This window comes from Rhodococcus sp. A14, assembly GCF_011603105.1.
GTDB classification, from domain to species: domain Bacteria; phylum Actinomycetota; class Actinomycetes; order Mycobacteriales; family Mycobacteriaceae; genus Rhodococcus_F; species Rhodococcus_F opacus.
The window spans coordinates 1-13,775 of sequence record NZ_JAAOQS010000094.1 but is presented as its reverse complement, the minus strand read 5'-3'; the positions used below and the strand labels follow the sequence as shown (position 1 = coordinate 13,775).

9 protein-coding genes and 3 pseudogenes are annotated in these 13,775 nt (G+C 68.0%); 9 read left to right on the top strand and 3 right to left on the bottom strand.

Features of this window, described 5'->3' with window-relative positions:
- Positions 1–24: 24 nt before the first annotated feature.
- Positions 25–1,917: pseudogene (gene lepA, locus G9373_RS34310) on the top strand (translation elongation factor 4); the annotation flags it as partial.
- Between the two features lie 57 nt (positions 1,918–1,974).
- Positions 1,975–2,913, top strand: a pseudogene (locus tag G9373_RS34305) (nitronate monooxygenase); the annotation flags it as partial.
- Positions 2,914–2,938: 25 nt separating this feature from the next.
- On the opposite strand, the gene G9373_RS34300 reads toward G9373_RS34305, so the two are convergent.
- Entirely contained in the window at positions 2,939–4,894 is a 1,956-nt protein-coding gene (locus G9373_RS34300) for a glycoside hydrolase family 15 protein (protein ID WP_005261264.1), read from the bottom strand.
- Positions 4,895–4,981: 87 nt separating this feature from the next.
- Between G9373_RS34300 and G9373_RS34295 the strand changes: the two genes are divergently transcribed.
- The 7 genes from G9373_RS34295 to G9373_RS34265 all read left to right on the top strand — a co-directional run bounded on the left by G9373_RS34295 (position 4,982) and on the right by G9373_RS34265 (position 12,254).
- Positions 4,982–5,164 (top strand): hypothetical protein, encoded by a 183-nt coding sequence (locus G9373_RS34295; RefSeq protein ID WP_005247996.1) that lies wholly within the window; start codon positions 4,982–4,984, stop codon positions 5,162–5,164.
- A gap of 397 nt (positions 5,165–5,561) precedes the next feature.
- Positions 5,562–6,593, top strand: coding sequence for a sulfate ABC transporter substrate-binding protein (locus G9373_RS34290; RefSeq protein WP_167119347.1), 1,032 nt, complete (start codon positions 5,562–5,564; stop codon positions 6,591–6,593).
- Positions 6,594–6,600: 7 nt separating this feature from the next.
- Positions 6,601–7,482, top strand: coding sequence for a sulfate ABC transporter permease subunit CysT (gene cysT / locus G9373_RS34285; protein ID WP_005247989.1), 882 nt, complete (start codon positions 6,601–6,603; stop codon positions 7,480–7,482).
- Positions 7,479–8,285 carry a sulfate ABC transporter permease subunit CysW gene (gene cysW, locus G9373_RS34280; protein WP_005247987.1) on the top strand — a complete coding sequence of 269 codons (807 nt, stop codon included), beginning with the start codon at positions 7,479–7,481 and terminating at the stop codon, positions 8,283–8,285. The genes cysT and cysW overlap by 4 nt, the downstream gene beginning before the upstream one ends.
- A complete protein-coding gene (locus tag G9373_RS34275; protein WP_005575148.1) occupies positions 8,282–9,295 on the top strand; it encodes a sulfate ABC transporter ATP-binding protein in 1,014 nt (337 codons plus the stop codon). The genes cysW and G9373_RS34275 overlap by 4 nt, the downstream gene beginning before the upstream one ends.
- A 61-nt stretch (positions 9,296–9,356) precedes the next feature.
- Positions 9,357–10,703, top strand: a complete 1,347-nt coding sequence (locus G9373_RS34270; RefSeq protein WP_206033003.1) for a sulfatase — start codon at positions 9,357–9,359, stop codon at positions 10,701–10,703.
- Between the two features lie 105 nt (positions 10,704–10,808).
- The gene (locus tag G9373_RS34265) at positions 10,809–12,254 is read left to right on the top strand and encodes a UDP-N-acetylmuramoyl-L-alanyl-D-glutamate--2,6-diaminopimelate ligase (RefSeq protein WP_206033001.1); all 1,446 of its coding nucleotides are present in this window, start codon (positions 10,809–10,811) and stop codon (positions 12,252–12,254) included.
- A 44-nt stretch (positions 12,255–12,298) separates the two neighbouring features.
- Here G9373_RS34265 and G9373_RS34260 read toward each other — a convergent pair.
- Positions 12,299–12,943 (bottom strand): annotated as a pseudogene (locus G9373_RS34260) (Stf0 family sulphotransferase); the annotation flags it as partial.
- Positions 12,944–13,192: 249 nt separating this feature from the next.
- Positions 13,193–13,775 (bottom strand): universal stress protein (locus G9373_RS34255; protein WP_167119344.1); only part of this gene is annotated, 583 nt, incomplete at its 5' end.

Here is a 13,775-nt window from a genome sequence, read left to right as displayed (position 1 = left end):
GCGGTGGCTTGGATATCCTGACAGGTGACAGTGGTCCGGAACCGGGCCGGTGCCGGTCCAGGTAAGGGGTCCCCCATCAGCAGTTTCGCCGACAAGACGTTCACGGATCCTGCCCGGATCCGGAATTTCTGCATCATCGCGCACATCGATCACGGCAAGTCGACGCTGGCCGACCGCATGCTGCAGCTCACCGGTGTGGTCGAGGAGCGGCAGATGCGTGCCCAGTACCTCGACCGCATGGACATCGAACGCGAGCGTGGCATCACGATCAAGGCGCAGAACGTGCGGCTCCCGTGGAAGGTGGGCGACGAGGAGTTCGTCATCCACCTCATCGACACCCCCGGGCACGTCGACTTCACGTACGAGGTCTCGCGCGCACTCGAGGCCTGCGAGGGTGCGGTCCTGCTGGTGGATGCCGCGCAGGGTATCGAGGCCCAGACTCTCGCCAACCTGTACCTGGCGATGGAGAAGGACCTCACCATCATCCCGGTGCTCAACAAGATCGACCTGCCCGCCGCCGACCCCGACCGGTACGCCGAGGAGATCGCGCACATCACCGGGTGCGAACCGGGGGACGTGCTGCGCGTGTCCGGCAAGACCGGCGTGGGTGTGAAGGAACTGCTCGACGAGGTCGTGCGGCAGATCCCCGCCCCCGTCGGCGACCCCGACGGTCCGGCGCGCGCCATGATCTTCGACTCCGTGTACGACGCCTACCGCGGAGTCGTCACCTACGTGCGCGTGGTCGACGGCCGGATCTCGCCGCGCGAGAAGATCACCATGATGTCGACGGGCACCACCCACGATCTGATCGAGGTCGGCATCATCTCGCCCGAACCGAAGGCCAGTATCGGCCTCGGCGTCGGCGAGGTGGGTTACCTCATCACCGGTGTGAAGGACGTCCGGCAGTCGCGGGTCGGCGACACGGTCACCGCCGCGCGCGGCGGTGCGACGGAACCCCTCGTGGGGTACCGCGACCCCAAGCCGATGGTCTACTCCGGCCTCTATCCGCTCGACGGGTCGGATTATCCGGTGCTGCGCGACGCCCTGGACAAGTTGCGGCTCAACGACGCCGCCCTGGCCTACGAGCCGGAGACGTCGGTGGCGCTCGGGTTCGGTTTCCGTTGCGGATTCCTCGGACTGCTGCACATGGAGATCACCCGCGACCGCCTCGAGCGCGAATTCGGGCTCGAACTGATCTCGACCTCGCCGAACGTGGTGTACCGGGTGGTGATGGAGGACGGCTCCGAGCACGTCGTCACCAACCCGTCGTACTGGCCGGAGGGCAAGATCCGCGAGGTCTACGAGCCGATGGTGAAGTGCACCGTCATCGCGCCGAGCGAGTTCATCGGCGCGATCATGGAGCTCTGCCAGAACCGGCGCGGTGAACTCGGCGGCATGGACTACCTGTCCGAGACCCGGGTCGAGCTTCGCTACGAGATGCCCATGGGCGAGATCATGTTCGACTTCTTCGACGCCCTGAAGTCGCGGACCAAGGGGTACGCCAGCCTCGACTACGAGGAGGCCGGCGAGCAGCAGGCCGACCTGGTGAAGGTGGACATCCTGCTGCAGGGTGAGGCGGTCGACGCATTCTCGTCGATCGTGCACCGCTCCGCGGCCGGCGCGTACGGCGGACGGATGACGTCGAAGCTGCGTGAGCTGATTCCCCGGCAGCAGTTCGAGGTGCCGATCCAGGCGGCGATCGGCTCGAAGATCATCTCGCGTGAGAACATCCGCGCGATCCGCAAGGACGTGCTCGCCAAGTGCTACGGCGGCGACATCAGCCGTAAGCGCAAGCTGCTCGAGAAGCAGAAGGAAGGCAAGAAGCGGATGAAGACCATCGGCCGGGTCGAGGTTCCGCAGGAGGCCTTCGTAGCCGCGTTGTCGTCCGAATCGGTCGGGGACAAGCCGAAGAAGTAGCGCGATCGCTCGGTTGGTTCTCCTCCGTCGACGTCTGATCGAAAGTAGGTGCGGCACGTGGCCCTCGAAACCTGGCTCACCCGGACACTGGGAATCGAGGTACCGATCTTCGGCGCCCCGATGGGCGGACGGGCCGGCGGGGCCCTCGTCGGCGAGGTGTCGAAGGCAGGTGGGCTCGGCCTGCTCGGCGCGGCGCGCTACGCCACCCCGGAGTGGGTGGCGAAGGAGACGGCGGTCGCGCGGAGCATCGGCGGCGACGCCTTCGGTATCGGGTTGATGACCTGGGCGCTCGACGACGACGACGCTCTGCTCGACGCCGCGCTGGCGGAGAACCCGCGGGTCGTGTCGCTGTCGTTCGGTGATCCCGCGCCCTACGTGGAGCGGGTGCACGCCACCGGGGCGCTCGTGATGTCGCAGGTGAACACGGTCGACGATCTGCGGGTCGTGGAGGCGGCGGGCGTCGACTTCGTCATCGCCCAGGGCGCCGAGGCGGGCGGCCACACCGGCCGGATCGGGACGTTGCCGCTGCTGCAGGAGATCCTGGACGCCACCGCGCTGCCCGTGCTCGCGGCCGGCGGCATCGCGACCGGCCGCGGTCTCGCCGCTGTTCTCGCCGCAGGCGCGGAAGGCGCGATGATCGGGACCGCGTTGCTGGCCAGCCCCGAAACCATCGGACCGGAGTACGCCCGCGACAAGCTGATCGCGGCGGGCAGCGCCGACACCGTGTACACGTCGGTGTTCGACCAGGCGCGCAGCCAGCCGTGGCCGGCCCGATGGGGTGGGCGGGCCCTGAGCAACGAGTTCACGTCCCGCTGGCACGGCGCACACGCCCCCGACACCGAACTCGCCGCCGCCTACGACCCCGCGAATCCCGACCTCGGTGTCGTGTACGCCGGGGAGGCGGCTGGTCTCGTCACGTCGGAGCGGCCGGCCGGTGTCGTGGTGCGGCAGATCGCGGCCGACGCGGAGCGGTTGCTACACCGTTTCGCGGAGTAACCGCAGTCGCGGGTCCTCGGCCTGATCACACCGCGTAGTGGGCAGGGTGGAAGCCGCTCGCCGCGGCCTCCTCGGCGCGGATGACGTGAACGACCGCGTTGATCAACGCCAGATGGGTGAACGCCTGCGGGAAATTGCCCAGGTGCCGTCCCGACCCGGGATCGATCTCCTCCGCGTACAACTCGAGGGGGCTGGCGAACCCGAGGAGCCGCTCGCACAGGCGCTTCGCGCGGTCGAGCTCACCGATCTCCACGAGCGCCGACACGAGCCAGAACGAACAGATCGTGAACGTGCCCTCCTTGCCCGTCAGCCCGTCGTCCGTGGTCTCCACCCGGTAGCGCAGCACCAGCCCGCCCTCGGTCAGCTCGTCCGCGATGGCGAGCACAGTCGCGCGGATACGCGGGTCGTCGGCGGGCAGGAACCGCAGGAGCGGAGCGAGGAGGAGTGAGGCGTCGAGTTCGTCGCTGCCGTACCGCTGGGTGAGGACTCCGCGTGCGTCGACGCCGTGCTCGAGAATGTCGGCCTTGATCTCGTCGGCCAGTTCGGCCCACTGGTCCGCGTAACTCGTCTCGCCCTGCTGCTCGGCGAGTTTCGCGCCCCGGTCGAGCGCCACCCAGCACATGATCTTCGACGACGTGAAGTGCTGTGGTTCGCCGCGCACCTCCCAGATGCCGCGGTCGGGGAGCTGCCAGTGCTCGATCGCCTCCTCGACCTGACGTTTGAGCATCGGCCACAGCGTTTCCGGCACCCGCTCGCGCGATCGCACGTGCAGGTACACGGAATCGAGGATCGTTCCCCAGATGTCGTGCTGATCCTGGTCGTACGCGCCGTTTCCGACCCGGACCGGACGCGCGCCGTCGTAGCCGGACAGATGCGGCAGCTCCTCCTCGACGAGGGTCCGCTCGCCGCCGACGCCGTACATCACCTGCAGCGGCCGGTACTTGCCGTCGTCGGCACTGGACACGTCGTAGAGGAACGCGAAGAAATCGTCGGCCTCCCGGTCGAGTCCGAGGCTGTACAGACCCCACAGCGCGAACGTCGAATCGCGGACCCACGCGTAGCGGTAGTCCCAATTCCGTTCACCCCCGGGGGTTTCCGGAAGCGACGTGGTCGACGCGGCGAGCAGCGCGCCGGTGGGGGCGTACGTCAACCCCTTCAGGGCCAGGGCGCTGCGCTGCAGGTAGCCACGCCACTTGTGGTCGGGGAAGCGGCCGGTCGTGATCCATTCCCGCCAGAACTTCGCCGTCTGCCACATCTTCTCGGCAGCCTCGTCGTACGTCTGCGGCGCAGGCAGGTGCGACCAGGACAGTGCCACGAACACGTTGTCGTCCTCGACCATCCGGGTCCGGGCGCGGGCCTCGCGCCCTTCCAGCCCGAGCTTCATGTTGCTGGTCAGCCGGAGTGTCGGGTGGTCGCCCGGGCCGCTCGACGTGCAGGTGGCGGTGGCTTCCTCGTAGACCTTGCCGGTGTACTCCCACACTGCGTCGCCGCGGTGGTAGTCGAACGCGGGCTCGCAGCTCATCTCGAGGTCCACGGTGCCGTTCACGCATTTGACGGTCCGCAGCAGGATGTGTTCGGCATCCCAGTCCGTGGGGGTGCGGCGGCGGGAGCGGGACCGCTGCTCCACGTTGTGCCACGGGCCGAGCACGAGTGCGTCGCGGACGATGAGCCACCCTGTCGGGGTCTGCCACGTCGTCTCGACGATCAGTCCCCCTGGCAGGTAGCGGCGGGCGGCGGGCACGTTCTGCCCGTACGGTGCGATCCGGAAGTGGCCGGCGCTGCGGTCGAGGACGGCGCCGAAGACGCTGGGGGAGTCGGGCCGGGGGATACACATCCACTCGACCGCGCCGTTCCGTGCGATCAGGCACGTGTTCTCGCAGTCCGACAGGAATGCGTAATCGTCGATCGGCGGAAACGCGCGACGGTGACGATGCGCGGCGGAGCGGGGTTGGTCGTCCGAGTGCGCATCGAGAGACACCATCTGCTTATCATCGGCTGTCGTCGTCGCGGCGTCCACCTGTGCGCCGACTCGGTGCCGGCGAACGATAGGGTGGCAACCGTGGACCGGATGGCGAGTTGGTGGGACGGCTTCGAGCTGTGGATCGCCGGGCTCCCGTTCGTTCCGCAGGTCGCTCTCGTGCTGCTGGTGATGGTGCCGGTGTGCCGAGGACTGGCGTGGCTGCTCGATCGTGGCCTGGCCGCAGTCTTCGTCCTGCTCAGGCGGGACGTCTCGAAGGTGGAGGAACCCTGATGCCGCGCTCCCGCGTCACGCTCGCGCTGCTCGCGCTGCTCGTCCTCGTCGTCGTCGCATGGCTGGTCACCCGGTAGATCCCGTTCGATGTGGGCGGTTGGTTCAGCCTCTGCTACAGTCCACGGCGTGTCTGAAGCCGCTGTACACCAGGTCCGCCATGAATTGGCGTTGATCGCTGTCGGCATGCTCGCAGTCGCCGACATCGACTGTTGTTGATTTCTCCTCGCACACAGCAATGCGTGCGGGTGACACCGCACCCGTTCGATCGGTCTCGCGCTGCTGATTTTCGTTCGCATTCCTGATGCCCGCTCGGGCGATCCCTGCGTTCCTCCTCTCGAACCCCCTCCCACGTTTGTGCACCACCCCTCTGTGACAGATCCCCAGGAAGGTTTCTCCCATGAAACGCCGTTCTCGCAGTCTTCTCACGGCCCTCGTGACGCTCGGAGCTGTGGCGCTGACCGCGTGCAGCGGCGGCGCCAGCGACACCGTCGGCAGCGACTCGGCCGGTGCCGACGGCAGTGCGGGCACCATCAACCTGTACGCGTACGCCGTGCCGAAGCCGGGCTTCGACAAGCTGATCCCCGCGTTCAACGCCACCGACGAGGGCAAGGGCGTGGCCTTCCAGCCGTCCTACGGTGCCTCCGGTGACCAGTCCCGCAAGGTCAAGGACGGCGCCGAGGCCGACTTCGTCAACTTCTCCGTCGAACCCGACATCACCCGCCTCGTCGACGCCGGCCTGGTGGACAAGAGCTGGAACCAGGACGCCTACAACGGAATTCCCTTCGGGTCGGTCGTCACCATCGTCGTGCGTGAGGGCAACCCGAAGAACATCCGCGACTGGGACGACCTGTTGCGTCCCGACGTCGAGGTCGTGACCCCCAACCCGTTCAGCTCCGGATCCGCGAAGTGGAACCTGGTCGCACCGTACGCGGCGAAGAGCAACGGCGGTCAGGACCCGGAGGCCGGTCTGGCCTACATCACCTCGCTGGTGAACGACCACGTGAAGATTCAGCCGAAGTCGGGCCGCGAGGCCTCGGAGGCGTTCCTGCAGGGCACCGGCGACGTGCTGCTCAGCTACGAGAACGAGGCGCTGTTCATCGAGGGCAACGGCGACCCCGTCGAGCACGTGACCCCGCCGACCACGTTCAAGATCGAAAACCCGGTCGCGGTGCTGTCGAACAGCAAGAACCTGGAGAAGGCCAACGCGTTCAAGGACTTTCTCTATACCCCCGAGGGGCAGAAGCTGTGGGGCGAGGCCGGATTCCGCCCGGTCGATCCCGCGGTGGCCACGGAGTTCGCCGACAAGTTCCCGGAGCCGGCCAAGCTGTGGACCATCGCCGATCTCGGCGGCTGGTCCAAGGTCGACTCCGAGGTGTTCGCCAAGGACACCGGGTCCATCGCAGTGATCTACGACAACGCAACCAAGTAAGACCGACATGAGCGACACGACGACGGCGACGGGCGGACGCGGCACCACGGTGCCGTCTCCGCCCGTTCCGCCTACGCGCAAGAAGGTCGCCCGGGTCACCGGTGCGGTGGGACCCCTCGGCATCGGCATCGCGACGCTCTGGCTGAGCATCATCGTGGTCCTGCCCCTCGCCGCGCTCACCGTCGCCTCGTTCGGCGACGGAATCGGCGGCTTCGTGGACGCGATCACCTCGCCCGTGGCGGTGGCGTCCCTGCGCGTCACCGTCGTGGTGTCGGTGGTGGTGGCCGTGATCAACGTGATCATGGGCACGCTCATCGCGTGGGTTCTGGTGCGCGACGAGTTTCCCGGCAAGCGGGCCGTCAACGCGCTGATCGACCTGCCGTTCGCGCTGCCGACCATCGTGGCCAGCATCGTGCTGCTGTCGCTGTACGGCCCGGAGAGCCCGATCGGCGTCCACCTCAACGCGACGCAGCCCGGTCTGATCGTGGCACTGGCGTTCGTGACGCTGCCGTTCGTCGTCCGCTCGGTGCAGCCGGTGCTCATCGAGGTGGACCGGGAAGTCGAGGAGGCCGCGGCCTCACTCGGCGCGGACAACGTGACGATCTTCCGGAGAGTCGTGCTGCCCACCCTGACCCCGGCGATCATCAGCGGCGCGGGGCTCGCGTTCGCCCGCGCGATCGGCGAGTACGGATCCGTCGTCCTGATCGGCGGAAACATTCCCCGAGAGACACAGGTCGCTTCCCAGTACATTCAACAGCAGATCGAAATCGATCGGCCGGCCGCCGCGGCGGCCGTGTCGGTGGCTCTCCTGGCCATCGCGTTCGTGACGTTGTTCGCCCTCCGGGTCTTCGCCAGCCGGGGGCAGCGTCGTGAGGAGCAGGCGGAATGAAGCTCTCTGGGTCCACCCGGATCACCCTGCGCGCAGTCGCGCTGCTCTACCTGTTCGGCCTGCTGGTGGTGCCGATCGTCATCATTCTGTTCCGCACGTTCGAGAACGGGATCGGCGCCTTCATCCAGTCGATCAGCACCCCCGCCGCGATCTCCGCGCTCAACCTGTCCCTGCTGATCGTGGCCATCGTCGTCCCGGTCAACGTGGTGTTCGGGATCGTCACGGCACTCGCGCTGGTGAGGGGCCGCTTCCCCGGTCGCGGCCTGGTGCAGGCGGTGGTCGACCTGCCGTTCGCCGTCTCACCCATCGTGGTCGGTGTGTCACTGATCCTGCTGTGGGGTGCCAACGGCTGGTTCGGCGGGCTCGAATCGCTGGGGTTCAAGGTGATCTTCGGGCTTCCCGGCATGGTCATCGCCACCCTCTTCGTGACACTGCCGTTCGTGGTGCGGGAGGTGGAACCCGTCCTGCACGAGATCGGCGAGGAACAGGAACAGGCCGCCGCGACGCTCGGCGCGAGCCGCTGGCAGACGTTCTGGCTGATCACACTGCCCGCCATCCGCTGGGGCCTGACCTACGGTGTGGTCCTCACCGTCGCCCGCTCGCTGGGCGAGTTCGGTGCGGTGATCATGGTGTCCTCGGGCTTCCCCGGGGTTTCGCAGACCCTGACCCTGCTCGTGCATTCGCGCTACATCGACGACCACAACACGTTCGGTGCGTACTCCGCAGCCACCCTGCTGATGGGCATTGCGCTGATCACCCTGCTTCTGATGACTCTGCTCGACCGCAAGAGGAGCACCACATGATTACCGTGACCGGCGCCCGGAAGAACTACGGGTCCTTTGCTGCTCTCGACGACGTCACCATCGACATCCCCTCGGGTTCGCTGACCGCGCTCCTCGGGCCCAGTGGTTCGGGCAAGTCGACGCTGCTCCGGTCCATCGCCGGACTGGAGTCCCTCGACTCCGGCACCGTCGTGATCGGCGGGAACGACGTCACCGACATCTCCCCGCAGAAGCGGGACATCGGCTTCGTGTTCCAGCACTACGCGGCGTTCAAGCACATGACGGTGCGCGACAACGTCGCGTTCGGTCTGAAGATCCGCAAGCGGCCCAAGCCGGAGATCGACAGGAAGGTCAACGAGCTTCTCGAGATCGTCGGCCTCGACGGGTTCCAGCACCGCTATCCGGCGCAACTGTCGGGCGGTCAGCGTCAGCGGATGGCGCTCGCGCGGGCCCTGGCCGTGGACCCGAAGGTGCTTCTCCTCGACGAGCCGTTCGGCGCACTCGACGCGAAGGTCCGCACGGACCTGCGCACGTGGCTGCGCCGGTTGCACGACGAGGTGCACGTGACCACCGTGCTGGTCACCCACGACCAGGAGGAGGCGCTCGACGTCGCCGACCGGATCGCGGTCCTCAACAAGGGCCGGATCGAGCAGATCGGCGAACCGGAGGACCTCTACGATCGTCCGCGCAACGACTTCGTGATGTCGTTCCTCGGGTCGGTGGCCAAGCTCAACGGTCAGCTGGTCCGACCGCACGACATCCGTCTCGGCCGCGATCCCGACCTGGCCCTCGCGCGGGAGGCCGGCACGGCCGAATCGCTCGGCGTCACCCGGGCCACCGTCGAGCGCGTGGTGCACCTGGGATTCGAGGTGCGGGTGGATCTGCGTAACGAGGCGACCGGTGAACCGTTCTCCGCGCAGGTGACTCGCGGCGACAGCGCGGCGCTCGGCTTGCAGGAAGGCGAGACCGTGTACGCGCGGGCGACGCGGGCACCCGAACTCCCGGAGGCCGAAGTTCCGGTCTCCCTGTAACTCCCCGCTGATGTAGGAGGCGACTGTGGCGACCCCGGTGAATCCCGTCCGTGACAACGTTCTGATCGTGCATTGGCACGACCTGGGCCGTCACCTCGGGTGTTACGGCGCGTCGGGGGTGCGGAGTCCGAACCTGGACCGGCTCGCCGCGGAGGGTGTGCTGCTGACGGACGCGCATGCGGCGGCGCCGCTGTGCTCGCCGTCGCGTGGCGCTCTGTTCTCGGGCCGGTACCCGCACAGCAACGGTCTGATCGGCCTCGCACACCACGGCTGGCAGTACCACGACGACGTCCGAACGCTGCCGTCCCTGCTGGCGGAGGCGGGCTGGTACACGGCTCTGTTCGGGATGCAGCACGAGACCGCGTACCCCAAGCGGCTCGGCTTCCACGAGTACGACGTGACGAACTCGTACTGCGAATACGTCACCGATCGGGCGTCGCGGTGGCTGGCGCGGTTCCCTCCGCAACCGTTCCTGCTGACCGCGGGTTTCTTCGAGACCCACCGCCCGTACCCGGTCGACCGGTATGTCCCCGCCGATCCCGAGGGTTTCGACGTTCCGTCGTACCTGCCCGACCGGCCGGAGGTCCGTGCGGATCTGGCCGGATTCCACGGGTCGATCGAGGTGGCCGACGCGGCCGTCGGCAGGTTGCTGCAGACGCTGGACGACGAGGGGCTCGACGACAGCACGTGGGTCGTGTTCCTCACCGACCACGGCGAGGCGTTCCCCGGTGCGAAGTCGACACTGTATGCGCCGGGCACGGGAATTGCGACGATCATCCGGCCACCGCGAAGGCTGCGGGCGACGCCCCGCGTCTACGACGACCTGTTCAGTGGGGTGGATCTGGTTCCCACCCTCCTCGATCTGCTCGGGATCCCGATCCCCGCGGCGGTGGAGGGCGTGTCCCACGCCGGGCAGTTGCTGGGCCGGTCGGAGGCGACGGCGCGCGACGTCCTGTTCACGGAGAAGACCTTCCACGACAGCTTCGATCCCATTCGCGCGGTGCGCACCAAGCAGTTCAGCTACATCGAGAACTACGCACCCCGGCCCAAGCTCGATCTGCCCCTCGACATCGAGAACAGTCTGTCCGGTGCGGCGCTGGGCACCGAGCATCTCGGGCCGCGTCCGAGCCGGGAACTCTACGACCTGGTCGCCGATCCCGGCGAGCGCGACAACCTGGCCGACACCGAGGACCTCGCCGGGACACAGGCCGAGTTGGCGCTGGAACTCGCGACGTGGCGGCGGGCGACGGGCGACTCGATTCCGAGCGAGGCGGAGGGGACGGCCTACGCCCGGAAGGCGATGGAGGAATACCTCGCCACACTCGGCCGGGTGCCGGACGTGCGTTCGGCCTACAGTTCGGCACGCGGAATCCTCACCGAGCCGCGGAGCGACGTAACCGCCGGGTAGCGGCCGGATGATGCGGTTCCGTCGCCGCGACCTGCACGGCAGTGGTGCACTGGAAGCGTGAGCGTCGACTGCCCGCGGTGTACCCCGCCGAAGCTACTGCGCGAGATGGTGCGCCGCCTCGGCCGCTCGGCGACGCTCCGCGGGTCCGGCGAGGCAGCGGTGACGGGTATCAACCAGGACTCTCGGCTCGTCCGGGCCGGCGACGTGTACGCGGCGCTGCCGGCGCGGCACCGGCACGGGATCGAGTTCGCGGTCGAGGCCGCGGCGCGCGGTGCTGTCGCGATGCTCAGCGACCGCGGGTCGGACGTCCTGCCGACGGTCGTGGTGGACGATCCGCGTCGTGTTCTCGGTCCGTTGGCAGCGTGGGTCTACGGCAATCCGTCCGAGGCACTCGACGTCTACGGCGTGACCGGGACGAACGGGAAGACCAGCACCGCGTATCTGCTGGACGCGGGACTGCGCGCGGCAGGTGTCGCCACCGGCATGATGACGGGGATCACCGTCCGGGGACCGAACGGGTCACGCACCGCGACCCGGACGACTCCCGAGGCGTGCGAACTCCAGCAGACCCTCGCCGCGTTCGCCGAGCACCGGATCGGCGCCGTCGCGATGGAGGTGTCGAGCCACGGCCTCGCTCTGCACCGAATCGACGGAACGTCCTTCCGGGTGGGGGTGTTCACCAACCTCGCCCGCGACCATCTGGACTTTCACCCCGACATGGACGCGTACTTCGCGGCGAAGGCCAGATTGTTCGAACCGGGGCATTGCGCCGCGGCAGCCATCGGCATCGACGACGAGTTCGGACGCCGCCTCGCCGCCACCGTCGCCGTGCCCCGCGTGACGTTCTCGTCGAGGACGGCGGCGGCCGACTTCCACGCGGCCGCCGTGCATGCGGACGAGGGCGGCACGTCGTTCACACTTCACGGCGCCGGGGCACGGAAACAGGTGCGGCTCCGGCTACTCGGAGTGCACCAGGTGGACAACGCACTGGCGGCGATCGCCGCCCTCGCGGCTCGCGGTGTGGACCTCGACTCGGCGGTCGGCGGGCTCGAGAACCTCGACACGGTGCCCGGACGCCTGGAGGCGGTGGACGCGGGCCAGCCGTTCCTCGCGTTCGTCGACTACGTGCACAACACGGCCGGTCAGCGACGTCTGTTTCCGTACCTCCGTTCCCTGACACGGGGCCGGGTCATCGCCGTCGTCGGGGCAACCGGTGAGCGCGATCCCGGCAAGCGGGTCCCGCTCGGTGCGACCGCAGCCCGTTTCGCCGACACGGTCATCGTCACCGACGAGAGTCCGTACTCCGACGACGCGCAGCGCCTGCGCGAGGACGTGGCGCGAGGAGCACGCAGTGGTGGCGGCGCCGACGTGCTCGTCCTACCCGACCGCGCCGAGGCGATCGTCGCCGCCGTCACTCTCGCCGCGCCGGGCGACGTCGTGGTGGTCGCAGGCCGTGGGCACGATCGGGTTCAGGCGTACGGACCGCGCCGGCGTGTGTTCGACGACCGGATTGCGCTCCACGAGGCACTCCTCCGGCTCGTCGCAGGCTAGGCCGGCAGCGTCTCGTGCCGGGCGAGTTCGGCGAGAATCCGCGCGACGAGATCGTCGAAACCGATGTCGATGTGGTCGAGTCCCTCGGCCTCGAACCAGTTGCGCCACTGCGCATCTTGATCGCGCAGAATGCGGACGAGGTGCGCGATGCCGCCCGCGTGGTATTCGGCGCCGTCGTGCGGGGCGGGCGGCGTGGCGTCGTCGCGCCACACCTAAGTCTGCACCGCCCGCCACATCGACACCGCCTGCGCGACGACGTCACGCCGGTAGACATGGATGAAGGCGAGGTCGCGGCCCAGGATGTCGTCGAGGGCGGACCGCAGGTCGTCGCCGGACCGGTCCGTAAGTCCGGCGGCGCGGTCGAGGACGAGCGGCACCTGATTCCACATCAGCTTTCCGCCCCACACCCCGTTGGGCGTGCGACCGAGGCTGAGCAGTTGATCGCGCCACTGCTCCGCGGTGCGGGTGTCGGCGGTCCCCGGTTCGAGCGGGGCGAGCAGTGCGAGCACCGTCTCGTCGGTGACGCCCTCGAACCACTGCCGCGGCTGCGGTGATCGCTTGGTGGACGGCAGGTACTGGAAGAACTCCTCGGGGTTGCCGGCCACGGTCGTGGCGCGAAGGGATTCGACGAGCAGAGTGCTGCCGCTGCGCTGTGACGCGCACACGAGATATGGGCGTGGCTCCGACATGCCGGAAACTATAAACGCGAAATTCGGTGCCGAAATCTGGAGGAAATCGAATTGGTGTGATTGCAGCACTTGGCATTTTCTGCTGCGTGTGAGTGTCCGATATCAGCGCCGTGATGTTCTGTATGTCAGCAGGTCAGGGCAGTGTTCTGGCACAGGAATTCGGGTCGCGCCCCGCCGGGGAAATGGCGCCGCGAAGCGTGAATATGAATCAGGCTGATCGAAAAGGGGAGAAACGGATCCTGCCGGTGTTCAGCCTTTTCGGCAGATGAGCACCGGGCACCGGGCGTGGTGGATGAGGCTCTGGCTCGTCGAGCCCACGATCGACGCGGTGAACGGATTTCGCCCGTGACTGCCGACCGCGATCAACTGTGCACCGAACGAGTACTCGAGGAGTACCTTCATCGGCCCACCACGCTCGAGGCAGCGCGTGACCTCGACATCGGGATATTTCTCGCGCCACCCGGCGAGGCTCTCGGCGAGCCACGCCTCCTCGTGCTGGACCAGATCGGACCAGTCGGTGAAGCGTCTTTCCTCCGAGTACCACGCACCGAGGGTGGAGTGCTCGGCCCAGGTGTGCACCGCGACGAGGGGAGCGCCGAAGAACGCCGCGAACTCGAACGCGTGGGCCACTGCCAGGTCGCTCAGTTCGCTGCCGTCCACCCCCACCACGACGGGCCGGGTTTCGCTGACCTCGTGGCCTTGGATGCCGCGCCAGACGACGACCGGGCATTCGGCTCGATGCGACACCCGCACGACATCGGAACCGGCAACCACCGATTTCATCTCGCTCGTGGCCGCGGGCCCGAGAACCAGCATCCGGGCCGTCTTGGAC

Coding starts and splice junctions, on each gene's coding strand:
- G9373_RS34300 (WP_005261264.1), bottom strand. CDS start 4,894: ATGGTGTCTCTCGATGCGCACTCGGACGACCAACCCCGCTCCGCCGCG.
- G9373_RS34295 (WP_005247996.1), top strand. CDS start 4,982: ATGGCGAGTTGGTGGGACGGCTTCGAGCTGTGGATCGCCGGGCTCCCG.
- G9373_RS34290 (WP_167119347.1), top strand. CDS start 5,562: ATGAAACGCCGTTCTCGCAGTCTTCTCACGGCCCTCGTGACGCTCGGA.
- cysT (WP_005247989.1), top strand. CDS start 6,601: ATGAGCGACACGACGACGGCGACGGGCGGACGCGGCACCACGGTGCCG.
- cysW (WP_005247987.1), top strand. CDS start 7,479: ATGAAGCTCTCTGGGTCCACCCGGATCACCCTGCGCGCAGTCGCGCTG.
- G9373_RS34275 (WP_005575148.1), top strand. CDS start 8,282: ATGATTACCGTGACCGGCGCCCGGAAGAACTACGGGTCCTTTGCTGCT.
- G9373_RS34265 (WP_206033001.1), top strand. CDS start 10,809: ATGGTGCGCCGCCTCGGCCGCTCGGCGACGCTCCGCGGGTCCGGCGAG.